The sequence below is a fragment of the Halolamina litorea genome (genome assembly GCF_026616205.1).
GTDB classification, from domain to species: Archaea; Halobacteriota; Halobacteria; order Halobacteriales; family Haloferacaceae; genus Halolamina; species Halolamina litorea.
The window spans coordinates 478636-500286 of record NZ_JANHGR010000001.1 but is presented as its reverse complement, the minus strand read 5'-3'; the positions used below and the strand labels follow the sequence as shown (position 1 = coordinate 500286).

Here is a 21651-nt window from a genome sequence, read left to right as displayed (position 1 = left end):
GACACAAAAACGATCCTATCACGACGCGATCGGTCACTCGAACTCGACTGAAAGTCGCTTACGAGTGCCGTACGGACCGTCCCAAAGGACGAGGAACGGCGCCCCGTCCGACGCCTCGAACCCGACCCGGACCGACGCCCCCCTGACGATCTCCTCCCCGAACCCGTAGCCACACCGATCCAGCCGGTACAGTTCCTCAGCGCCGGCGAGAACGGCCCGGAGTCGGCGTGCGAGCACCGGCGGCCCCGACCGGTGGGTGAGTTCGATGACGTTCGAACCGCCGCCGCAGTCGGCGTCGACGTCCGACAGCCGGCGGGCCGAGAACGACACGTCGGGCGCCTCCATCGCGTTCGCCTCCGCGAATCGCCGACTCACCCGCCCGCCCATGATGACCGCGGGGTCGTTCTGCTTGATTGCGGCGACGACGCCCCCCTCCTCGGTCTCGGTGAAGGCGCGTTCGGGGCGACTCGCCGAGAAGTAGCCGACGCGCCCCGCCGTGCCCGGGACCGCGTTCGAACTCCCGTCGTCGCTGGCCTGCTTGCCCCAGCGCCCGCCCCACGTCTCGGCGTACTGCCGGGGGCTCTTCGGTGCCGACTCGTCGAAGCGGAACGCCATCGTGTCCGTGACGCCGTCGTCACCGACTTCGAGCGCTCGCCCGACGGCGCGGGTGTGGGGCGGTCGGTCGCCGAGGTCGGGCGGCGACGTGACCGCCGCGACGTAGTCGCCGCCGCCGACGACTGACAGGAGTTCGGCCATGTCCGGATCGTCGCGGTAGCGGTCGGTCTCCCCCGCAATCGCCTCGGCGTGGGCGCGGATGAACGCCTCCGGCGGGGTCGCCCAGTTCCGGCCCGTCGTCAGCAAGACGCCGTCGCCCCCGCCCGCCGCCCAGCGTTCGGGCTGCTCGGGGTGGTGGAACACGTCGATACCGTGGTGAGTCTCGCTGTGTTGCCAGTTATCGGACTCGAAGCTCTCGACCAGCGCCTCGCGAGTGAACGAGCCCAAAATGATCTCGGTGCGGCCGTACCGGCCGTACGTCTCGACGGTCGAGGGGTCGAGGTCGTACCCGTTCTCGGCCTTGGTCGTCGGGAGGTCGATCAGTGCCGCGGCCACCTCGCTTTCGTCGTGCTCGCGCAGCGAGGCGACGTCCCGGACGGTCAGCAAGCGGTGCCCGATGTCGACGCTGCTGCCGGGCGCGTATATCGCGTCGCTCATCGACCCCGAAAGCTCGCCGGAAGGCGGTGCGGCCCCGTCCCCACCGATGGCGCCGTCGGCGAGCGATCGGGCGCGGTCGACGCCGCTACAGCCCGCTGTCCCGACGGCGCTCCCGACACCGAGTGTCGCCAACAGTCGGCGACGTGAAACGTCCATAGGTCGGAATGATTTCACGACTCCAAATACGTTCGGGTTGCCCCCAGTTACTCCCGTCTCGCTCGTGTGGTCACCCACATGCGTCTCTACCAAACGTGGCGGAACTACGCCGCCCAAGTGGTGCTGGAACGGGACATCCCGGTGGTCTCGGACCGGATGCGCTCGTGGCTGGTCGGCATGCACGCCGACTTCTTCACCGAACACAGCGCTCGGGACGCCGCGGCCCGCCGGCCGCTGTTTGCGGCGCTGTTCGAGGGGGCCATCGACGCCTACCTCGAAGCGCTGGACGAGGGGTTCCCGGAGTCCCAAGCCCGAGAGATCACCCACATTCAGGGCACGTGGACGTTCATCAACCACGGCTGGGGCGAACTGCTTGAGTTCCCGCCCGAGGAGGCCACCGCGTACTACGAGCGCTACCACGCCTTCTTCGACCGGCACGACTGCTCGCCGGAGGACCCACTGGGCTCGTTCGCACCCGCTGGCGGGCTTCCGGACGCCCCCGAAACGCCGGGGCGGCTGAACGGCGACTACCCGTTCGCTGAGCCGGGGCTCGACGACGGCGTCTACGTCGTCGCCGAGAAGAGCGACGTGCGACTGCACTGCGGCGCCGACGAGGAAGCGAAGCCGAACACCGGCGCCGACGGAGCCGAAGCCGCGCGGGCGGACGACTGACGCGGCGACGGCCAGCCGCGAAGGTGTGACGACTGACGCGGCGACGGCCAGCCGCGGAGGTGTGACGACTGACGGAGGAGTCGGTCAGTCAGCGAGCGCCGCTTCCAGCCGCTCGACGTACTCCGCGGTGCCGACGTGGACCGGGACGCGCTGGTGCAGGTCCGTCGGCTCGACCGAGAGCAGGGAGCGCTCGCCGTCGGAGGAGGCGCCGCCGGCGGCCTCGATGATCTTCGCGATCGGTGCGCCCTCGAACTGCAGGCGGAGTTTGCCGTTCGGCGCCGAGTCGAGTGCGGGGTAGGCGAAGATCCCGCCGTAGGAGAGCACCTGGTTCACGTCGCCGACCATCGCGCCGCCGTAGCGGAGCTTGAGCTCCGACTCGACCTCGCGGGCGTAGTCGTGGAACGCGTCGGGCCAGTCGGGCACTCGCCCGCCGAAGCCGTAGACGACCGGCTCGTCGGGCAGTTCCACGTCCTCCTCGACCGCGGTCATCTCGCCGCCGTCGATCACGTACGTCGTCACCGTCCCCTCGCGGGCGACGGTCATCGTCGTGATCGGGCCGTAGAGCACGTAGGCCGCGGCGACGAGGTCCGTTCCTGCAGCCGGCAGGGGGGCGTCGGCGACGCCGACGATGGTCCCCATCGCGTTGTTCGACGCGAGGTTCGAGGAGCCGTCGAGTGGGTCGATGGCCACGGCGAGGCCGTCCTCGCCCGCGGTACCGTCGGCGACGTCGACGGCCGCTTCGCGCTCCTCGCTGGCGAACTCGACGACGCCGTCGATGGCGCCGAGCGCCTCGAAGAACAGCTCGTCGGCGTGGACGTCGGCGGCCGTGACGGTCTCGCCGGAGGGGTTCTCGACGCCGGCCTCGGTCAGTCGGCGGCCGGGGAGTCCCGCGCGCACGTCGGGCGCGACGGCGGCGACCGTCTCGATCACGTCGTCGACGGCCTCGTAGTCGGCCATCAGTCGAGCGTGGCCTGTGCGCCGTGGCTCTCGACGGCCGCGAGCGCCTCCTCGACGGACGCCTCCTGGAAGATGACTTTCTCCAGGCCGTCGAGCAGCGCCTCGGGGTTCTCGCGCTGGAAGACGTTCCGGCCGACCGCGAGCCCCTTCGCGCCGGCGTCCATCGCCTCCTTCACGTTGGTGAGGAACGCCTCGTCGGAGGCCTTCGAGCCGCCGGACATGACCACGTCCGTCGACGCCGCCGCCTCGCAGGCGTGGGCCATCGCGTCGGGGTCGCCGGGGTACTTGATCTTCGCCACGTCGGCGCCGAGTTCGAGGCCGAGTCGGGCCGCGTAGGAGATCGTTCCTGGCTTGGTGTCGTTCTTGACGCCCTGCCCGCGCGGGTAGGACCACATGACGACGCCCATGTCGCGGTGGCGGGCGGCCTCCTGTGCGTCGCGGAACTCCTCGGCCATCTCGACCTCGTGGTTCGAGCCGCCGTAAAGCGTGAAGCCGATGGCGTCGGCGCCGAGTTCCTTCGCGTAGTCGACGCTCCAGTTGACCGCCGAGTCGTGCTCGCCCATCCAGAGGTTGGAGGTGCCGTTGATCTTCGCCAGCAGGTTGACCTCGTCCTCGTAGTCGGGGTAGTGGGCCTCTGCGACGCCCTTGCCGACAGCGAGTGCGGTGACCGCGTCGTGGGTCGCGATGTCGAAGACGTGCTTGGGGTCCATCGACTCCGGCACCGCCTCGAAGTCGACGGGACCGTGTTCGAGGCCGTGGTCGTACGCCAGGATCAGCATCTTACCGTCACGGGAGATTGGGTCGGTTGCGCCGGGGATCATGCCCGAGGTTCGGGCGAGTCAGCACAAAAAGCTATCTTCCTCCGGTAACCGACCCGCCCGGAGCCGCCGGGCCGGCGTTCAGTTCATCACCGAGCGGACGCCGACGGCCAGCGCCGCGACGACCAGCACCAGCAGCGAACCGAACAGGAGCACCAGCTTCACCGTCGTGAAGATGCTGGCCACGCTGATCGCCGCGCCGGGCATGTCGGGGAACGTGTTGATGGCGTAGAGCAGCACGACGTTCTCGACGGCGTCGAGGGCGCCGGCGACCGCCGGGGCGAGCGCGAACGAGCGCACGGCCATGTTGTCGGTGAGCCGCGGCAAGAGGTTCGCGAGCGGGAGCCCCAGCCCGAACGCGAACGTCACGACGAACCCGAAGTCGATCAGCAGCGCGTTGACGTAGAGGCTCCGGCCCTCGGAACCGAGGCTGTCCAGCACGGTCGAAACGTCCTCGGTCGAGTAGAGGAACGCCGTCTCGGGCAGCGGACCGCTCGCCATCTCGGTCACTTCGGGCCGGAAGCCGACCGTCTGGATCAGGACCGTCGCGAGGATGAACGCCCCGAAGGCGACGAGGGTGTTACGCCGCGTCGCCGCCGCCTCGAAGCGCTGGACGAGTCCGGGCTCGGTCGTGGCGCCCCCCATCGGGCTACTCATCGCGCATCACCGCCGGGTCTGACTGAACGATCGTTCGATAGTTCATGTTCGATGCTGGCGGCCGTATTCACTTAAAGGTAGGCGGCCGGGCGCATCCGACCCCCGTTCCGTTTCCGGGTTTCGGCGATCAGCGCCGGGAACACACATTTCCGTCAGCCTTGTGTTCAGTCGGCAAATGCATCGCAGCGCGGTCGATCTGGGGACGGCGACTGCTCCGGCCGTCGACGTGGCGCCGACGGCGTCGGGGCTTCGCCTCCTCGATCGGAACGCCCGCGAGCGCTGCCACCTCGGTGTCGACGGCGTCGAGGGGCTGCGCTCGGTCGAGGGGTCGATCGTCGCCCGAGCGTTCCCCGTCCCGGTCGAGACCGCCGTCGAACTCCGAGCCGACGGCCTCACGCTCCCCGACGCCCCCGCGACGGTCCGTGACCGCGACGGGGGGCACGTCGCCCGGATCGCCGACGTGGCCTTCCGGACGTTCCCCCGCGGTCGCTACCTGCTCGAACTCCACGGCGCGGTTCCGTGCGTACTCGCGTTCGAGGGTGGGTTCACCCTCGCACCGGACGAGCGGGGGATCTCGTTCGAGGAACCGACGACGGTCCGCGTCGGCGCCCGCTCGGCACAGCCGAGACCGACGGCGACGGTGACGACGACGGACGGTCCAGAAGACCTGATGGCCGCGATCTCGACGTTCGGGAGCGCCGCGACCACGCGCGGACCGGAACGGTCCCTCCCCGCGTTCCGCCGCCACCCGCCGGCGCTCGCTCGCGGCGACGAACTCCGGATCCCCGACGGCCTCGAACCGCCGGAGACGGGACCGACGATCGAACTCCCGCCCGAACGGGCGTACGCCTACGCGGCCGCGCCGTTGGCGACGTACCTCGGCGCGACAGTCGAACCCGCCGAGCGGGCCCACCTCGTCGCCGGCGACGTGAGCTACGCGCTCTCGGGGCGCGGCGGCGTCGAGGACGCCCTCGCCCGCGTGCTCAAGCGAACCCTCACGCTCGACTCGATCTGTCGGGGCGCCGGCCCGTATCCGGGGGAGAGCCACGAAGCGCGGGCGGTCGAAGCGGTCGATCTGGACTGGGAGCGCCTCTACGACGCCGATCCCGTCGAGCGCCTCGACGCCTACCTCTCGATGCCCTACGGCGAGATCGAGCCGGCGATCCCGAAGTGGCCGACGTGTGCTCACGTCGAGCCGACGCCCGAGAGCCTCGACGCGATACCGACGCTCGCGGGCGATCTGGCGACGATCCGCTCGCCGCCGCTCGTCTCCAGCCGACGGCCCGGGCCGACGCCGTGGGCCGACGCCGACGGCCCCGACGAGCAGGTCCGACCGGAACGCTCCGGCGCCGTCGAAGACGCGTGGTTCGGCGAGGGGACGCCCCTGAACGCGACCAAAGGGATGGCCCAGAGCTACCGCAACCGCTTCGACGGGTCGGCCGACCGGGCAGACGCAGGCGTCACGGTGCTCGCACCCGACCCCGAGGAGGTCGACGCGGCACGGGACATCGGCGCGGCGTACGACGATCCGACCGTCGTTGCCGGCCTCCCCCGACACGAACTCCGGCAGCGACTTCGCGGGGACGCCGCGCTGCTCCACCTCGTCGGCGACGTGGGGGCCGACGGCGTCGCCTGCGCAGACGGCTGGCTCGACCTGCAGGGGTTCGACGGGACCGTCGGCTGTGACCTGTTCGTGATGGACAGCTGCTCGGCCCACGGACAGGCGACCGCGCTGGTCGAGAACGGCGCACTGGGTGGCGTCGCCGCGTTCCACGAGTCCCCGGGTGAGCGGACCGACGTGGGCGTAGCCCTCGCCCGCCTGCTCGCCGACGGCTTCCCGCTCGCCGGGAGCGTCGACCTGGCCGCCGCGGCCGGCTTCGAGGAGGAGGGGTTCCTCGTCGCCGGCGACGGGGCGTCGACGCTCGCGGGGACCGGCAGCCGGCCGCCGGTCGCGCTGGTCGCGGAGTCGCTCTCCTCGGGCTACGCGGTTCAGTATCGGGGCTACGCGACGGATACCGCGGGGCTCGGGAGCCGGGTCCGATCACCTCTCGACGGCCGGTGGGCGCTCACGGCCGCCCGACGCCGACCGGAGACCCTCGACGCCGACAGCTTCGAGGCGCTGTGTGAAGCGACGGAGCGGCCGGTCGTCGTCGACGGCGAGTTCCGACGCTAACGGGGCTGTGCAGCAGAGTACGGGTATTCCCCGCCGAGAACTGCGCGACCTCGACGGGAGACCCTTCGGTCGCCGTCGCTGGGAGGCCACGCCGCTCGAGCGCTCCGGAGCGCGAAGAAAGGCCACGGGTGGCGACCGAAACGGCGAAGCGGCCGGGCGCCCGCGGGCCGGTATGACGCTCCTCTGTACGGGCTACGAGCCGTTCGGCGACCACGAGACCAACCCCAGCGAGCGCGTCGCCCGCGAACTCGACGGCAGGACCGTCGCCGGCCACGAAGTCGTCGGCGCCGTCCTCCCGGTGGAGTTCGACCGCGTCGCCGACGAACTGGCGGCACTGATCGACGAACACGACCCAGCGGCCGTCGTCGCGACGGGGCTGGCCGGCGGCCGAACCACGGTCAGCGTCGAGCGCGTCGCCATCAACGTCGACGACGCCGTGACGGTGCCGGACAACGCCGACGACTCGCCTCACGCGGCGCCCATCGACGCCGCCGGCGCCGACGCCCACCTTGCCACGATACCGGTGGTCGAGAGCGTCGAGGCGCTCCTCGACGCCGGCATCCCGGCCCGTGTGTCGAACTCCGCGGGCACGCACTGCTGCAACCACGCGCTCTACTCGCTGCTCGAAAACCACGACGTGTCCGCCGGGTTCGTCCACCTGCCACACACGCCCGAGGGGGCCGTCGCCGAAGCCCAAGCGCCCGAGCGCGGCGGGGGCGTGCCGGCGTCGCTCCCGCTCGCGCTGCAGGTCGAGGGAGTGCGGACGGTACTCGAAACGGCCGCCGAGTAGCGGCGAGGGGTGGCCTCGGCCCGGGTTGTGCGGTTTCCCACGTCGCCCGATTCGCCTCCATCCACACATTTACCGCGTGCCCGGAACAGGGCCGGATATGGTTCACTTACCCGACGCCGTCGTCGGCGACGCACAGACGAGCGCGTTCGCGTGGGAGCGCCTCGAAGAACTCGTCGACGTCGGCAACCGCATGGCCGGCCAACAGGGCGAGGCCGAGGGCGCCGAGATCATCCGCGACGCCTTCGAGGACGCCGGACTCCGCGGCGTGGGCATCGAGGAGTTCGAGATCCCCGGCTGGTGGCGCGGCGAGTCCTCGCTGACCGTCGAGTCGCCGGCCGAGCGCGTTCACGAGGGCAGCCATCAGGTCATCGCCCTTCCGGGCACGCCCGCGGGTACGGCGACTGCGCCGGTCGTCGACGTCGGCGACGGCACCTACGAGGAGTTCGAAGCAAAGAGCGCCGAACTGGAGGGCGCCGTCGCCATGGCCTCCAGCGACACGCCCGACACCGCCGACCGCTGGCTCCACCGGATGGAGAAGTACGTCAACGCCGCCGACCACGGCGCCGCCGCGTTCGTCTTCCGGAACCACATCGAGGGCGCGCTCCCGCCGACCGGCGAGGTCGGCTACAACAACCGCCCCGGCCCGATCCCGGCCGTCGGCGTCAGCAAGGAGGTCGGCGCCCGACTCGAACGCTACGCCGCCGACGGCGGGTGTGAGGTGACCGTGGACGTGGACTGCCGGAACGAACCCGCGACCTCGCGGAACGTCGAGGCGTTCGTCGGCCCCGCCGGCCCCGACGAGGGCGGGAACGCCGACGAGGTACTCGTGACCGCCCACGTCGACGCCCACGACATCGCCGACGGCGCCAACGACAACGGCGCCGGCTCGGTGCTGGTCGCGGAGGTCGGCCGCCTCCTCTCACAGGTCGAAGCGGACCTCGACAGCCGGGTCCGGCTGGTGACGTTCGGCTCCGAGGAGATCGGCCTGCGTGGGGCCTACCACTGTGCAGACTCGATCAACCTCGGGAACGTGAAGTGCGTGATCAACCTCGACGGCGCCTGTAGCTCCCGGAACCTCCGGGTCGGCACCAACGGCTTCGGCGCGCTCGGGGAGCTGTTCCGCTCGGTCGCCGAGGACTTCGACGCCCCCATCTCGACCGGGTCGACCATCTCGCCCCACGGCGACCAGTGGGCGTTCGTCCAGGAGGGCGTGCCGGCGACGATGACGGCGACCACGTCGGATCAGTCGGGCCGGGGGTGGGGCCACACCCACGCCGACACGCTCGATAAGCTGGACTCGCGGGACCTCCGGGACGTGGCGACGCTGGTGACCGAGGCCGCCTACCGCGCCGCCCGGGACGGCTTCGAAGTCGAGGGGCGCACGCGCAAGGAGACGCGAAACGCCATCGACGAGGGCTACGTGCAGGAACTCAAGATGGGTGGGCGCTGGCCGTACAACGATCTGGACGCCTGAGGCACCGACAACGCCCGATCGCGACACGGAACCGCACCGTCCGGTAGTTTTTCGCCGCGGGACTCCGTTCTCGGGAGCATGTCCGAAACCGTACTCGTGCCCGTCGACGGCTCCCCACAGTCAGACGCCGCGCTCGAACACGCGCTGACGAAGTTCCCCGACGCCGACATCGTCGCGCTGACTGCGGTCGACCCCGTCGCCGCAGGCTACGCGGCGGCCCCGGGACCGGATACCGCGGGCTACCCCGGCGAGTGGATCGAGCAGGCACACGAGCGTGCCGACGGTATCCTCGACGACGCCGTCGAGCAGGCCGCGGAGCACGACCGCGAGATCGAGACCGTCCGCGTCACCGACCGACCGGCCCGCGCCGTCGTCGACTACGCCGAGGAGGAGGGGATCGACCAGATCGTCATCGGGAGCCACGGCCGGACCGGCGTCACGCGCATCCTGCTCGGCAGCGTCGCCGAAACGGTGGTCCGCCGGGCGCCGTGTCCGGTGACGGTCGTCCGATAACCCCTCGTCGGATCGACGTTCGTCGATTCTCCTGAGTGCCCGGAGCAACCGCCGTCGTTCGCGCCGCCAGCGCCGCTCACGGCCACAACGAATACCCCCGCCTGCCGGCTACCTACGGACGGGGGATGAACGACTACGTCGAGTGTCGAGACTGCGGGTTCGTGCTCGCCGCGGCCGATTCCCCCAGCCGAGACCCGAAACACTGGGACGCCTGCCCGGACTGTGGCGGCACGGAGTTCGGGCGGGTCGGCGAGTAAGTTCGAGTACCCCGCCCTCACGCGGGCCGTCGGCGATCCGCGGCTGGAGACCCCGGCAGAGCCCGCCATGTCCTGTTCCTTTTTGCCCTACCTGCCCCAAGCGTCGGCAATGTCCGAACCGAACCTCGACCGATTCACCTCGCGACGCTCGACGGTCTACGGCGCCGACGGCGTCGTGGCCACCAGCCAGCCCCTCGCCTCGCAGGCGGGGATCTCCGTGCTACAGGACGGGGGCAACGCCTTCGACGCCGCCGTCGCCACCGCCGCCGCGTTGAACGTCGTCGAACCCACCTCCACCGGGCTGGGTGGCGACGTCTTTGCGCTCTACAAGACCGCCGACGGCGACGTGGGTGCGATGCGCTCCTGCGGTGGCGCCCCCGCCGACGCGACCCTCGAGAACGTCCGCGAGGCCGTTGCCGAGGAGTCCGACGACGACATCGACCCCGAGGACGCCGAGATGCCCCAGACCGGCGCGCAGGCGGTGACAGTTCCCGGGACCGCCCGCGGCTGGGAGCTCACCGCCGAGGAGTTCGGTCGGAAGGACCTCGGGGAGCTGCTCCAGCCGGCGATCCGCTACGCGACCGAGGGCTACCCCGTCTCGGAGGTCGTCTCCGCGCAGTGGCAGCACGCCGAGGAACTGTTCCAGGACGACCACGCCCGCGAGGCGTTCCTGTTCGACGACGAGGCCCCGAGCACGGGCCAGCAGGTCACGCTCCCCAAACTCGGCGCGTCGCTCCAAACGATCGCCGAGAAGGGTGCCGACGCCTTCTACGAGGGCGACATCGCCGAGCAGATCGCCGACGAGATCCAGTCGAAAGGCGGCTTCATGACGACGGAGGACCTCGCCGACTTCGAGCCGGAACTGCTGGACCCGGTGTCGACGACGTACAACGGCGCCGAGGTGTACGAACTGCCGCCGAACAACCAGGGCCTGATCGCGCTGGAAGCCCTGAACGTCGCCGAGGAGATCGGCGCCGGCGAGTACGACCTCGACTCGCCCGAACGCGTCCACTACTTCGCGGAGGCGATGAAGGTCGCCTTCGAGGACGGCCATCACTACATCACTGACCCCGAGTACGAGAGCCACCCGCCGCTGGCCTCCAAGGACTGGGCGAAAGAGCGCGCCGAACTGATCGGCGAGGAGGCGAACCACGACGTGACCTTCGGCGTCGAGGACAGCAACGCCGAGGACGCCGACACCGTCCTCCTCTGTGTCGCCGACGGCGAGGGGAACGTCGTCTCGTTCATCAACTCCCGCTTCGCCGGCTTCGGCTCCGGCGTCGTCGCCGGCGACACGGGGATCGCCCTGCAGAACCGCGGCGCCTCCTTCTCGCTCGACGAGGAGCACCCGAACCGCATCGAACCCGGCAAGCGACCGTTCCACACGCTGGTCCCGGCTATCGCCGACTTCGCCGCCGACGACCCCGACAAGGAGGACTGGGCGGCCTTCGGCGTCATGGGCGGGTTCATGCAGCCACAGGGGCACCTGCAGGTGATCGCCAACATCGTCGACTACGACCTGCCGCTGCAGGCCGCGCTGGACCTACCGCGCTGGCGCTACCGCGAGGACGGCACGCTGGCCGTCGAGGAGCGCATGGACGCCGACGACGAACTGCTGACGAAGCTGACCCGGAAGGGCCACGACGTGCGCGTTCTCTACCCCGGCCTGTTCGGCGGTGCCCAGATCGTCCGGAACGAGGACGGCGTGCTCTCGGGGGCGACCGAGCCCCGGAAGGACGGGAACGCACAGGGGTACTGAGCGGGAAAGCGCAACGGCTTCCCGGACGGCCCGCCGACGGCCGGTATGCGCCAGTTCCTCGTCGTCGGCCACGACGCGCCGACGGACGCCGACTTCTCGCTCGACGACATCGCCGGCGGCGCGGGCCGGCTGGACGTGCTGTGTCGCTGTGTCAACTCCGCCTTCTTCCTCTCACACGACCTGCGCGAGGACGTGAAAGTCCACCTCGTGTTGGGCAACGAGTACACCGTCAGCTTCGACGGCGCCACGCTGCGTCGCCTCAACCCCGACGAGCGCTCGACGGCCGCGCTGGTCAAGGGCGCGCTCGAAGAGAAGCGGGAGGCAATCGGCCACCAGCCCGTCGAGACCAGCCCCGGCGTCTCGCTCTACCGGATGGGCTTCGAGGCCACGTTCGAGCGCGTCGCCCGGGACGCGACGGTCGTCCAACTCCACGAGGACGGCGAGCCGCTGGTCGACGCCGAACCGCCCGAGGAACCGCTGTTCGTGCTCTCTGACCACCACGACTTCGCCGACGCCGAGGCGGAGCTACTGGCGGAGAAGGCCGAGCGACGGGTCCGTGTCGGGCCGGAACTGCTCCACGCAGACCACACGATCACGGTGGCGCACAACTACCTCGACACCGACGGCTACGAACGCTACTGAGCCGTTTCGGGCCGGAACTCCGCCGCGTAGTCCTCGACGAACGCCCGTATTCGGCGTGGCTCGCGCCCGAGTAGCTCCCGGGTGTCGTCGGTGACGCGGTCGGCCAACCCCAGCCGAGCCGTGGTGTAGATGGCACACATCACCGCGATGAAAGGGAGGGGGTACCCACGGCCGCGGCTTCGACGGACGAACGCCACCAGCGACGGCTCGGGGTAGGTAATCCGACGACCGAGGACGTCCGAGAACACGGCGGCAACGTCGGCGTAGCTGAGCGCCTCGGGCCCGGTGATGTCGTACGAACGGTTCTCGTGGCCGGGTTCGGTGAGCACCGTCGCCGCGACGGCGGCGATGTCGCGAGCGTCGACGAAACTGGTCTCGCCCGTGCCGGCGGGGACGAAAATCTCGTCGTGTTCGACGATGTCCTCGCGGTGGACCTCGGCGAGGTTCTGCATGAAGAACGAGGCCCGGAGCAGCGTGTGGTCGGCGTCGGTGGCGACGACGCGCTGCTCGATCCGATGATGAGGAATGAGGGGGTTCCGTTCGGCGCCGAGGGTGGAGAGGTAGGCGATCCGGGCGACGCCGACCCGGGCGGCCGCTTCCGCGAACGCGGAGACAGTGTCGGCGTCGACTGTCGGCGGTCGCATCAGGAACAGGCCGTCGACGCCCCTGAGCGCCGCGCCCCACGTCTCGGGGCGAACGAAATCGAACTCGACGACATCGGCGACATCTGGGAGGGACTCGGGGACGACGCCCGGGTCACGGAGTCCGACTCGGGGCGAGTAGTCCCGCTCGGCGAGTTCGTTCGAGACGTGCCGACCGACGGTCCCGGTCGCGCCGGTGACGAGAACGGTGTCGGTCATCGAGTGCCGGTCCAGAAGACGAGGGTACCGACCGAGGCGGCAGCGACGACGACGTGCATGACCATCAGCACGCCGACGCCGACGACGGTGGCGGCCGGATCGGCGAACAGGAGGCCCACGTCGGGGAGGTAGGACAGCGCCAGCACCACCGCCGCGACGCGGACGAACGTCCGGTCGGCGTCGTCGACGCGGCGCCGGAGCAGCCAGTAGACCCCGGTCGCACCGGCGGCGCCGACGGCCGAGAGGAAGACGACTGGCGGGATGGTGAGCGGCTGGAAGCCGGGCGCGACCCCCAGGGTGCTCACGAGGAGGACCAGCGCCGCGTTCAGCAGGACGGAGAGCGTGACGGCAACGGCGCCGCGGACCGGAAGCGAGGGTTGGCGGACGGTCGGTTCTGTGGATGTGACGTTGGACATACCCCACAGTACGTCACCCGAGGTGATATACGCGCAGCTTCACATGTCAGCGGGACAGCGCTCGGCAGCGGGGCCGATCAGCGGATCTTCCGCACGTCGCTTACGTCGAAGCCGCCCTCGTGGATCTCGGTCTCGAAGCGGACGATGTTCTCGGCTTCCAACTGTGAGAGCACGCCGCGGAACTGCCGAACGATCATCGTCCGGGCGCGCTGGGAGCCGCCGGACTCCCACGAGAACTCGAAGGTGCCCTCCGCGGCGTCCATCAGTTGGCCGAACTCCGTGCGCGAGAGCGTGTCGCGGTTGACGAGCAGGATTATCAGCCCGTCCCAGTTGTGGGAGGCCTTCGTCAGCCCGCGGATCAGGGTGGTGATGTCGTTCCACTCCACGTCGTCGCCCATCGCGCCGACGAGGTCGGTGATGGAGTCGAGAACCACCAGGTTCCCCGCCGCGTTCTCGTTGAGGTAGTCCCCGAGCGCCCCGAGAACGTCGTCGGTCCCCTCGGCCTTCCCGAGGTCCTCGATGGTCCGAGCCTCGCCCATGTACCACTCCCGGGGGATCGGCGAGAGTTGGAAGTACTCCGGGGAGAGGTCCCGGAACTGGATCTCCTCGACGGCCGCCTCGACGATGTCTTCGTCCATCGTGTGGCCCATCTCGCGGGCGATCTCGTCGCCATCGGCGGTAAAGGAGACGTAGTGGATCTCCGGGGGGACCATCGATCGGCTGGGCAGGTCGCCGTAGTAGAGGTCGAACAGCTCCGGATCGGCCTCCGAGAGGGCGTTCATCACCGCCGCGGTGTGGGCGAACTCACGGGCGCCCGCGCCGGACTCCCCGGCGACGAGCAGCGTGCTCCCCGGCGGCGCCCCGCCCTGCAAGATACTGTCGATTCGCGCGACGCCGAGCGGTAGCCGCTCCATGCCACTTCGAGGGGCTGCCGGGCGTAAAAAGGGTTGCCGTGTTCCCGATCAGTCACTTGAACCCTCGGGTTCCGTACGGACGCCACCCGGGAGCCGATGTGGGTACTCGGATCGCTCGCCTATTCATGAACCCCACCCGTATAACGGGGTATGCAGTGGACCGACGACGCCGCCGACGACTGGGAGGAGGCCGGAGCCAACCCACCCCACGTCGACCGCGAGAGCGTCGAGATGACGTGGACCGACGACGGGTTCGTGCTCGCACCGGACGGCATCGAGGACACCGAGGAGAAGCGCGCCAACGCGCTGTTCTCGACGGTGGCGTGTAAAGTCGGAAACGACACCGCCGACCGGGACTTCGGCCCACAGCGTGAACGCTCCGGGTCTCCCGAAGCCGAGAACTAACACCACACGCCGGACCGTTCCCGGCCGTCGCCGACCCTATATCTCGTCGACGTGGCGGGTCTCGACGGCGATCCCGCGCGTCGAGTCAGTCATCTCGTCGCCGAACATCGCCGCGCGGCCGACGCCGAACGCCTTCGGGCCGGAGACGATCACTTCGTCGCCGGTCCGGATCGACTCGTCGGCGTCGACGACGCCCGGCGCGAGCACGCTGCCCCGCGGCACGAAGCCGTCGATCTCGACGACCTTGCTCGGGGCGTCGCTTTGCTCCCACTTCCGGGCGCCCGCGGTGGTAAAGGAGAGCACGCCGTAGTTGGGCACCATCGTCGCCAACTGCTCGCCGTCGTCGTCGCGGACTTGGATCTTCGGGTAGCGACTCGTGGTCTGGATCTCGTCGCTAGGGAACAGTTCGGCGCCGGCACCCTCGCCGAGTTGGTAGTCGGCCATCGCGCGGACGATCCGGTGTTCCCGGGTTCGCTTCTGGTAGGTCTCGACGCCGGCCAGCGCATCCGAAAGCGCCGCGAGGGACTCGTCGGTCGTCGGGTGGTCGGCGACGGTGTACTCGAAGTCGGCGTCGACGCTCGGCTCGACGCTCTCACAGATGTCGGTGTAGCCGCCCGGCGGGACGTGGGCGATCACGCGGTCGTAGTCGTTCCGTTCGAGGTACCGACGCAGGACTTCGGCGACGAACTCCCGCTCGTCGGCGCTCCAGCGTCCCGTGACGACGGTATCGTAGTGCTGGGCGGGGTAGGTGAGTTCGAGTTCCTGCGGGACGACGCCGATGGGCGACGTCATCGACGCGTGGTGGCCGCGCCACTGGATCGCGTCGTGGAACTGCCGGTGGCTCTGGGACTCGCTGTAGGGTTTCGTCGCCGAACAGGGGACGAGCACGAGCGGGCCGTCGAACTCGGTCTCGTAGCGGTTGGTCACGCGGTGGGCGAAGCGCTGGATCTCCGCCCGGCGGATGCTGTCGCCGCTGGCGGCGGCCAGTTCGTTGTCCCGGACGACCGGCGCCCGCTCCTCGACGTAGCCGTACTGCTGGTCGAACTCCCGGAACGCCGCGGTGAGCCACTGGTCGTGGCGGGCTTGCCCCTCGATGTAGTCACGCAGGCGCCCCTCGCGGATCCGCTCGCGGACGACCCGGAGTTCGGTGCGGAGGGCGTTGGCGTTGTGTTCGGCGCAGTCCCGGCGGTCGAACTCCTCGATGGGCTGCTGGCAGGCCGAACAGGAGCAGGGTAGCTCCCGGAGGTCCTCGAGGAAGCGCTCGCCCTCGCTGGTGAGGTAGAACCCCTCGGCGCCACGGATCTTCGCCTTCTTCGCGTCGACGAGGTCGACGCCGGCGTAGACGAGCGTGGCGACGTTCAGGGGTGTGGCGACCCCCGAGAGGTAGAGTGCGGTGTCGGCGGGGATGGCCTCGCGGGTCCGGACGACCGCGTCTCTGAACGCCGAGGCGTGGCCGACGAAGCCGTTGGCGTCGGAAAGCAGGTAGGCGTCCGACCCGACGTTTCGGGCCTCCTCGCTCGACATCACGGCGGCGGTCGGGGCGTCGATCTCCGGGTGGTCGACGCGGAACGACTCCCGGACGGGCTCGCGGGTGCCCGGCGGGAACGCGCGGTGGGGGAGGATCGTCAGGCGGTCGTCGGCGCCCTCGGGGAGTTCGCGCTCCTGGGCCCAGAGGGAGCCGGCGTCGTCGACGACGCTGTCGACGGCGGCCGGCGTCGTGACGGGGTCGGCGAGGCGGAGTTCGCCGAGGCGGGCGGCGCCGTCGCGCCCGTGTACCTCGAAGTACTCGGTCATGGCCGGAACTGGCGCGGGGAGGGCCTTATCGGGTTCGTTGTGGCGCGGGCTGCCGGTAGCTTGATTGGTAGGGTGGGCATCAGTACGGCCAGAACTATGTCTACGAGCGGGGGTATGCAGGGGGTCGTCGACGCGATTCTCCGGGAGATCGGGTTCAACCCCGAAGTCGAGTCCGACAGAGAGCCCGAGCGGGGGGCCACCCGGCTGGTGTCGAGCGTGATCATCGTCCTGACGGGGATGGTGTTGCTGGTGCCGAACATCACCGTGCTGCTGACGCCGCCGAACGACGCCGTCGGGACGGTGCTGTCGCTGCTCGGGTCGGTCGTCTCGACCGGGCTGATCGCGGCGGGCTACAGCCTCTATCACAGCAACTTCAGCGACCGGAACGCCATCCGGATCGCCATCTGGAACGTGCTCGGGCTCGTCGTCCTCGGGCTGGTGATGGTCGGGCTGTTCGCCTACCAGTCAAACGCCGGTGCCGAGCCGGTCGACCGGGTGTTCACCATCGCGAACCTGCTCGCCATCGGTGCCGCCGCCCACGTCATCATCGGCGTCTACGACGCCCGGCGTGTCCGGGCCGAGGAACTCGCCGCCGAACGCCGGAAGCTGGCGGTGCTGAACCGCGTGCTCCGACACAACCTCCGGAACGAGGCGACGGTGATGCTGGGCCACGCCGAACACATCGCCGCCACCGCCGACGACGAGGGCGTCGTCGACTCCGCCGCGACGCTCAAGAACCACGTCGAGATCGTCGGCGAACTGGCCGAGGAGGCCGACACGGTGATGAGCGTCTACGACCGTGAGGGGCGCGGGCTCGAAGACCGGCCGGTCCGGTCCGACGCCGAGGAGGCCGTCGGCCGCGTCAGCGAGGCGTACCCGGAGGCCGACTTCTCCATCGACGTACCCGGGGGGCTACGGGCGCGGTCTGACCCGGCGCTCTCGGAGGCTATCGAGGAACTGGTCGAGAACGGCGTCGTCCACGGCGCCGACGAGCCGGCAGTCGAGGTGACGGCCGTCGACGAGGGCGACTGGATCGCCATCGAGGTCCGAGACAACGGGCCCGGGATCCCCGAAGAGGAGTACCAGGTCGTCACCGGCGAGAGCGAGATCACCCAACTCACCCACGGCTCCGGGCTGGGGCTCTGGGTCGTACAAGCCGTCGTCGACGCCGTCGACGGCCGACTGGACTTCGGCGTCCCCGACGAGGGCGGGACCGTGGTGACGTTGCGACTGCCGCCGGCCTGACCCGGAAAAAGCGGCCCGCCGTGCCGAACCCGTTAGCTTCTTTCGCGCGCCGGAACCATTCTCCGCGCATGAACCACGAACGATCGGGCGAACTCTACGACCGCGCGCTGTCGGTGATGCCCGGCGGCGTCAACTCCTCGGTTCGGGCGGCGATCGAGCCGTTCCCCCCGTTCGCCGAGCGCGGCGAAGCCGGCCACCTGATCGACGCCGACGGCAACCGCTACGTCGACTGGGTGATGGGACTGGGTCCGCTACTGCTCGGCCACGACACCCCCGAGCCGGTGCAGGCCGAGATCCAGCGCCACGCCAGCGCCGGGCCGATGTACGGCATGCCGACCGAGATCGAGGTCGAGCACGCCGAGTTCGTCGCGCGTCACGTGCCGAGCGTCGAGATGATCCGCTTCGTCAACTCCGGCACCGAGGCGACGGTGTCGGCGACGCGACTCGCCCGGGGCTACACGGGTCGGAACAAGATCGTCGTCATGCAGGGCTCCTACCACGGTGCCAACGACTCGACGCTCGTCGAGGGCGACGTGGAAGAGCGCGGGCCCTCCTCGGCCGGAGTTCCCGCCGAGTTCGCCGAGCACACCATCCCGGTGCCGTTCAACGACCCCGAGGCCGTCACCGAGGTCTTCGCGGAACACGGCGACGACATCGCGGCGGTGATGGTCGAACCGATCCTCGCGAACAAGGGGATCGTCCACCCCGTCGACGGCTACCACGAGACCCTGCGGGACCTCTGTGACGACTACGGCTCGCTGCTCATCTGGGACGAGGTCATCACCGGCTTCCGCGTCGGCGGCCTCGGCTGTGCCCAGTCGAAGTTCGGCATCGAACCCGACGTGACCACGTTCGGGAAGATCATCGGCGGGGGCTTCCCCGTCGGCGCCATCGGCGGGAAGTCGGAGATCATCGGCCAGTTCAGCCCCTCCGGCGACGTGTTCCAAGCCGGCACGTTCTCGGGCCACCCGGTGACGATGGCGGCCGGACTCGAAACGCTCCGCTTCGCCGCCGAGAACGACGTGTACGACCACGTCAACGGGCTCGGCGAGAAGCTCCGGACCGGCCTCACCGAGATCCTGCGTGAGCGGGCGCCGGAGTACACCGTCGTCGGCACCGACTCGCTGTTCAAGGTGATCTTCACGCGGGACGGGCCCGAGGACGTCTCCGACACCTGTTCGGGCGGCTGCCGGCAGAACGAGGACTGTGCACGCTTCGAGTACTGCCCGAAGACCGGCGCCGACGTGGGCGCCGCCGAGACCGACCGCTGGCGCCGGCTGTTCTGGACGGAGATGAAGGAACAGGGCGTGTTCCTCTCCCAGAACCAGTTCGAGTCCCAGTTCGTCTCCTACGGCCACACCGAAGAGGACGTGGAGAAGACCCTCGACGCCTACCGCGAGGCGCTGTAGGCCGGCTGTCGGGCGTCGACGGCCGTCGCCGCCGGGCTGCCGAAGGACCGACGACGGCCGCACCGAGGCGCGAACGTACCCCTTTTCCCCACCGGTCGCTCATTCCCGCCCATGAGCACCGACAGGACCCTCCGCCTCGCCACGCGCGGGTCCGACCTCGCCATGCGACAGGCCGCGTACGTGAAAGACCGGGTGGGAACCCGCCGCCGTCCGGTGGAACTCGTCGAAGTCGAGACCGAGGGCGACCGCATCCAGGACGAACTGATCGCCGACCTCGGCCGCATCGGCGCGTTCGTCCACGCGCTGGATCAGGAGGTCGTCGACGGTGACTGCGACGCCGCGGTCCACTCGATGAAGGACATGCCGACGGAGTTCGCCGACGGCATCGTCGTCGCCGCCGTGCCCGAGCGGGCGCCGGCCGGCGACGTGCTGGTGACGAAAGACGGGAAGGAACTCGACGACCTGCGCGAGGGGGCCGTCGTCGGCACCTCGTCGCTGCGCCGCACCGCCCAACTGCTTCACGCGCGACCGGACCTCGACGTGCGCCCGCTCCGCGGGAACGTCGACACCCGGATCGAGAAACTGCTCGCGCCCGAACTCCAGCGCGAACACGAGCGCCGGATGGGCACCGTCGAGGAGGAGCAGAAAAAGGAGAGCAGCCAGGAGATGCGGAAGTACAACCTCGACCCCGAGGGCGTCCTCGACGACGAGAACGAGGACCTGAGCGACACCGAGGACGACGACGAGTTCGACCAGAGCGTCGACGAGTGGTTCGAGAGCCTCGGCGAACTCGAACGCGGCGCGCTGGGGCGGGAGTACGACCACGAGTACGACGCCCTCGTGCTCGCGGAGGCCGGCCTCGAGCGCAGCGGCCTGATCCACCACATCGGCACCAGCCGACTCCCCAAGACGGAGTTCGTCCCCGCGCCCGCACAGGGGGCCGTCGCCGTCACCGCCAAGGACGAGGAGACGGTCAGTCGGCTCCAGTCGCGGCTCGACCACGCGCCCACGCGGGTCGCCGTCACCGTCGAGCGGACGGTGCTCGCGGAACTCGGCGGCGGCTGTGTCGCCCCGCTCGGCGTCCACGCGACCGTGAAGGGCAACACCGTCGCTGTCCGGGCACAGGTGCTCTCGACCGACGGCACCGAGGTCGTCGAGGGGACGCGCGATCTCCCCATCGAGAACCACGCCGAAGCCGCCGCGGAGTTCGCCGCGGAGTTGGCCGGGCGTGGCGCCGACGACCTGGTCGCCCGAGCGGCGGCCGAGAACGAGTAGATGACCCCACCCCGCATCGCCGCGTTCCGTCCGGACGACGGTCGGATCGACGAGGCCGCCGCCCTACTCGACTCGCTGGGCGCCGAGCCGGTTCCGGACCCGATGCTGACCATCGAGCCGACCGGGGAGAGCCCACCCCGGGCCGACTTCGTCGTGCTCACGTCCGCGACGGGCGTCGCCGTGCTCGACGACGCGGGCTGGGCGCCGGGCGACGCGACGCTGTGCTGTATCGGCGACTCGACCGCCGAGGCCGCCGAGGCTGCCGGCTGGACCGTGGAGCGCGTGCCCGACGAGTACGACTCCGCGGGGATGGTCGCCGAACTGCGCGAGGACGTGGCGGGACAGACCGTCGCGCTCGCACGCTCGGACCGGGCCAGTGCGACCATGCCCGAGGGGCTGCGCGATGCGGGCGCCGACGTGAGCGAGACGACGCTCTACCGGCTCGAACGGCCCGAGGATGCCGGACGGTCGGCCGAACTGGCCGCGGCCGGCGAACTCGACGGGGCGGCCTTTACCTCCTCCTCGACGGTCGAGGGGTTCCTCGCCGCCGCCGAGGAGCGCGGCATCCGCGAGGAAGCCATCGAGGGACTGAACGACGCCGTCGTCGGCGCCATCGCCGACGGGCCGGCGGCGACGGCCCGTGACGCCGGTATCGAGGTCGACGTGGTCCCCGACGAGGCCGACTTCGAGGCGCTGGCGCGAGCGGTGGTCGAGCGAGCGGGCGGGCGAGCGAGTGAACGATCGCCGTAGCTACCAGTGCTCGCGGTGGACCATCTCGCCTTCCTCCTGTAGCACGTCCGGGACCACCTCCACGTCGCTGCCGCGCGCGAACACCTCCGTCGAGGGGAGCAGCGGGCTGCCGCCGCGGAGTTCGGCGGCGCGCTCGCCCGAGACGCTGTAGACGACCGCATCGAGGCCGGCGATGGCGATCCCGCCCGAACACATCGGGCAGGGTTCAGTCGAGGTGTACATCACCAGTTCCGACGCGTCGTCGCGCTCGGCGGCGGCCCGTTTGGCCAGCGTGAGTTCTGGGTGGGCCCGGAGGTCGTTCTCGGTGACGACGGCGTTCCGGGCGTGCATCACCACCTCGTCGTCCCTGACGAGGACGGAGCCGTAGGGCTCGTCGCCGCGGGCAGCGGCCTCGCGGGCGCAATCGATCGCTTGCTCCATGTGTGCCTCGTGGTCGAAATCGTGGGAGTCCATGGGGTCGAGTGGGGCCGCGGTGCCATAGCGGTTCGGCCACTCGCCTGAAG

Annotated in this window: 22 protein-coding genes; 13 read left to right on the top strand and 9 right to left on the bottom strand. The window is 70.2% G+C overall.

The features are described from left to right. Positions 1-33 precede the first annotated feature (33 nt). Positions 34-1368 (bottom strand): hypothetical protein, encoded by a 1335-nt coding sequence (locus tag NO998_RS02695; protein ID WP_267645488.1) that lies wholly within the window; start codon positions 1366-1368, stop codon positions 34-36. A gap of 78 nt (positions 1369-1446) precedes the next feature. Here NO998_RS02695 and NO998_RS02690 point away from each other — a divergent pair, with 78 nt between their 5' ends. Beyond that, positions 1447-2040 carry a DUF6149 family protein gene (locus NO998_RS02690; protein ID WP_267645487.1) on the top strand — a complete coding sequence of 198 codons (594 nt, stop codon included), beginning with the start codon at positions 1447-1449 and terminating at the stop codon, positions 2038-2040. An 84-nt stretch (positions 2041-2124) separates the two neighbouring features. On the opposite strand, the gene NO998_RS02685 is transcribed toward NO998_RS02690, so the two are convergent. The 3 genes from NO998_RS02685 to NO998_RS02675 all read right to left on the bottom strand — a co-directional run bounded on the left by NO998_RS02685 (position 2125) and on the right by NO998_RS02675 (position 4472). After that, positions 2125-2997, bottom strand: coding sequence for a class 1 fructose-bisphosphatase (locus NO998_RS02685; protein ID WP_267645486.1), 873 nt, complete (start codon positions 2995-2997; stop codon positions 2125-2127). Then, positions 2997-3818 carry a class I fructose-bisphosphate aldolase gene (locus NO998_RS02680; RefSeq protein WP_267645485.1) on the bottom strand — a complete coding sequence of 274 codons (822 nt, stop codon included), beginning with the start codon at positions 3816-3818 and terminating at the stop codon, positions 2997-2999. Before NO998_RS02680 ends, NO998_RS02685 begins: the two co-directional genes overlap by 1 nt. Positions 3819-3896: 78 nt before the next feature. After that, positions 3897-4472: a hypothetical protein gene (locus NO998_RS02675; RefSeq protein ID WP_267645484.1), complete on the bottom strand. Its 576-nt coding sequence runs from the start codon at positions 4470-4472 to the stop codon at positions 3897-3899. 175 nt (positions 4473-4647) lie between these two features. Here NO998_RS02675 and NO998_RS02670 point away from each other — a divergent pair, with 175 nt between their 5' ends. The 7 genes from NO998_RS02670 to trmY all read left to right on the top strand — a co-directional run bounded on the left by NO998_RS02670 (position 4648) and on the right by trmY (position 12080). Beyond that, positions 4648-6645 (top strand): hypothetical protein, encoded by a 1998-nt coding sequence (locus NO998_RS02670; RefSeq protein WP_267645483.1) that lies wholly within the window; start codon positions 4648-4650, stop codon positions 6643-6645. 172 nt (positions 6646-6817) lie between these two features. Then, positions 6818-7435: a pyroglutamyl-peptidase I gene (locus tag NO998_RS02665; RefSeq protein ID WP_267645482.1), complete on the top strand. Its 618-nt coding sequence runs from the start codon at positions 6818-6820 to the stop codon at positions 7433-7435. Positions 7436-7532: 97 nt separating this feature from the next. Beyond that, a complete protein-coding gene (locus tag NO998_RS02660) occupies positions 7533-8909 on the top strand; it encodes a M28 family peptidase (protein WP_267645481.1) in 1377 nt (458 codons plus the stop codon). A gap of 78 nt (positions 8910-8987) precedes the next feature. Continuing rightward, positions 8988-9422 carry a universal stress protein gene (locus NO998_RS02655; RefSeq protein WP_267645480.1) on the top strand — a complete coding sequence of 145 codons (435 nt, stop codon included), beginning with the start codon at positions 8988-8990 and terminating at the stop codon, positions 9420-9422. 125 nt (positions 9423-9547) lie between these two features. After that, a complete protein-coding gene (locus NO998_RS02650; RefSeq protein ID WP_267645479.1) occupies positions 9548-9679 on the top strand; it encodes a hypothetical protein in 132 nt (43 codons plus the stop codon). A gap of 109 nt (positions 9680-9788) precedes the next feature. After that, complete coding sequence (ggt, locus tag NO998_RS02645; protein ID WP_267645478.1) at positions 9789-11438, top strand: gamma-glutamyltransferase; 1650 nt, start codon at positions 9789-9791, stop codon at positions 11436-11438. Positions 11439-11483: 45 nt separating this feature from the next. After that, positions 11484-12080 carry a tRNA (pseudouridine(54)-N(1))-methyltransferase TrmY gene (gene trmY / locus NO998_RS02640; protein ID WP_267645476.1) on the top strand — a complete coding sequence of 199 codons (597 nt, stop codon included), beginning with the start codon at positions 11484-11486 and terminating at the stop codon, positions 12078-12080. Here trmY and NO998_RS02635 read toward each other — a convergent pair. The 3 genes from NO998_RS02635 to NO998_RS02625 all read right to left on the bottom strand — a co-directional run bounded on the left by NO998_RS02635 (position 12074) and on the right by NO998_RS02625 (position 14270). After that, on the bottom strand, positions 12074-12940 hold the full coding sequence (locus NO998_RS02635) for an SDR family oxidoreductase (protein WP_267645475.1): 867 nt from the start codon (positions 12938-12940) through the stop codon (positions 12074-12076). The two genes, trmY and NO998_RS02635, sit on opposite strands and share 7 nt — an antisense overlap. Next, complete coding sequence (locus NO998_RS02630) at positions 12937-13356, bottom strand: DUF6069 family protein (protein ID WP_267645474.1); 420 nt, start codon at positions 13354-13356, stop codon at positions 12937-12939. The genes NO998_RS02635 and NO998_RS02630 overlap by 4 nt, the downstream gene beginning before the upstream one ends. A 77-nt stretch (positions 13357-13433) precedes the next feature. Then, positions 13434-14270 (bottom strand): RAD55 family ATPase, encoded by an 837-nt coding sequence (locus NO998_RS02625; RefSeq protein ID WP_267645473.1) that lies wholly within the window; start codon positions 14268-14270, stop codon positions 13434-13436. 150 nt (positions 14271-14420) lie between these two features. On the opposite strand from NO998_RS02625, the gene NO998_RS02620 reads away from it, so the two are divergent. Then, positions 14421-14675, top strand: coding sequence for a hypothetical protein (locus NO998_RS02620; RefSeq protein WP_267645472.1), 255 nt, complete (start codon positions 14421-14423; stop codon positions 14673-14675). Positions 14676-14711: 36 nt separating this feature from the next. On the opposite strand, the gene arcS is transcribed toward NO998_RS02620, so the two are convergent. Further along, positions 14712-16469: an archaeosine synthase subunit alpha gene (gene arcS, locus NO998_RS02615; RefSeq protein ID WP_267645471.1), complete on the bottom strand. Its 1758-nt coding sequence runs from the start codon at positions 16467-16469 to the stop codon at positions 14712-14714. A gap of 114 nt (positions 16470-16583) precedes the next feature. On the opposite strand from arcS, the gene NO998_RS02610 reads away from it, so the two are divergent. From NO998_RS02610 to NO998_RS02595, 4 genes are all read left to right on the top strand, one after another. Then, complete coding sequence (locus tag NO998_RS02610) at positions 16584-17714, top strand: sensor histidine kinase (protein WP_267645470.1); 1131 nt, start codon at positions 16584-16586, stop codon at positions 17712-17714. A gap of 68 nt (positions 17715-17782) precedes the next feature. Continuing rightward, positions 17783-19123: a glutamate-1-semialdehyde 2,1-aminomutase gene (gene hemL, locus NO998_RS02605; RefSeq protein WP_267645469.1), complete on the top strand. Its 1341-nt coding sequence runs from the start codon at positions 17783-17785 to the stop codon at positions 19121-19123. Between the two features lie 111 nt (positions 19124-19234). Further along, positions 19235-20398 (top strand): hydroxymethylbilane synthase, encoded by a 1164-nt coding sequence (gene hemC, locus NO998_RS02600; protein WP_267645468.1) that lies wholly within the window; start codon positions 19235-19237, stop codon positions 20396-20398. Continuing rightward, a complete protein-coding gene (locus NO998_RS02595; RefSeq protein ID WP_267645467.1) occupies positions 20399-21148 on the top strand; it encodes a uroporphyrinogen-III synthase in 750 nt (249 codons plus the stop codon). Here the strand turns inward: NO998_RS02595 and NO998_RS02590 are convergent, their stop codons facing one another. Then, positions 21149-21601 (bottom strand): nucleoside deaminase, encoded by a 453-nt coding sequence (locus NO998_RS02590; protein ID WP_267645466.1) that lies wholly within the window; start codon positions 21599-21601, stop codon positions 21149-21151. Positions 21602-21651: the final 50 nt, after the last annotated feature.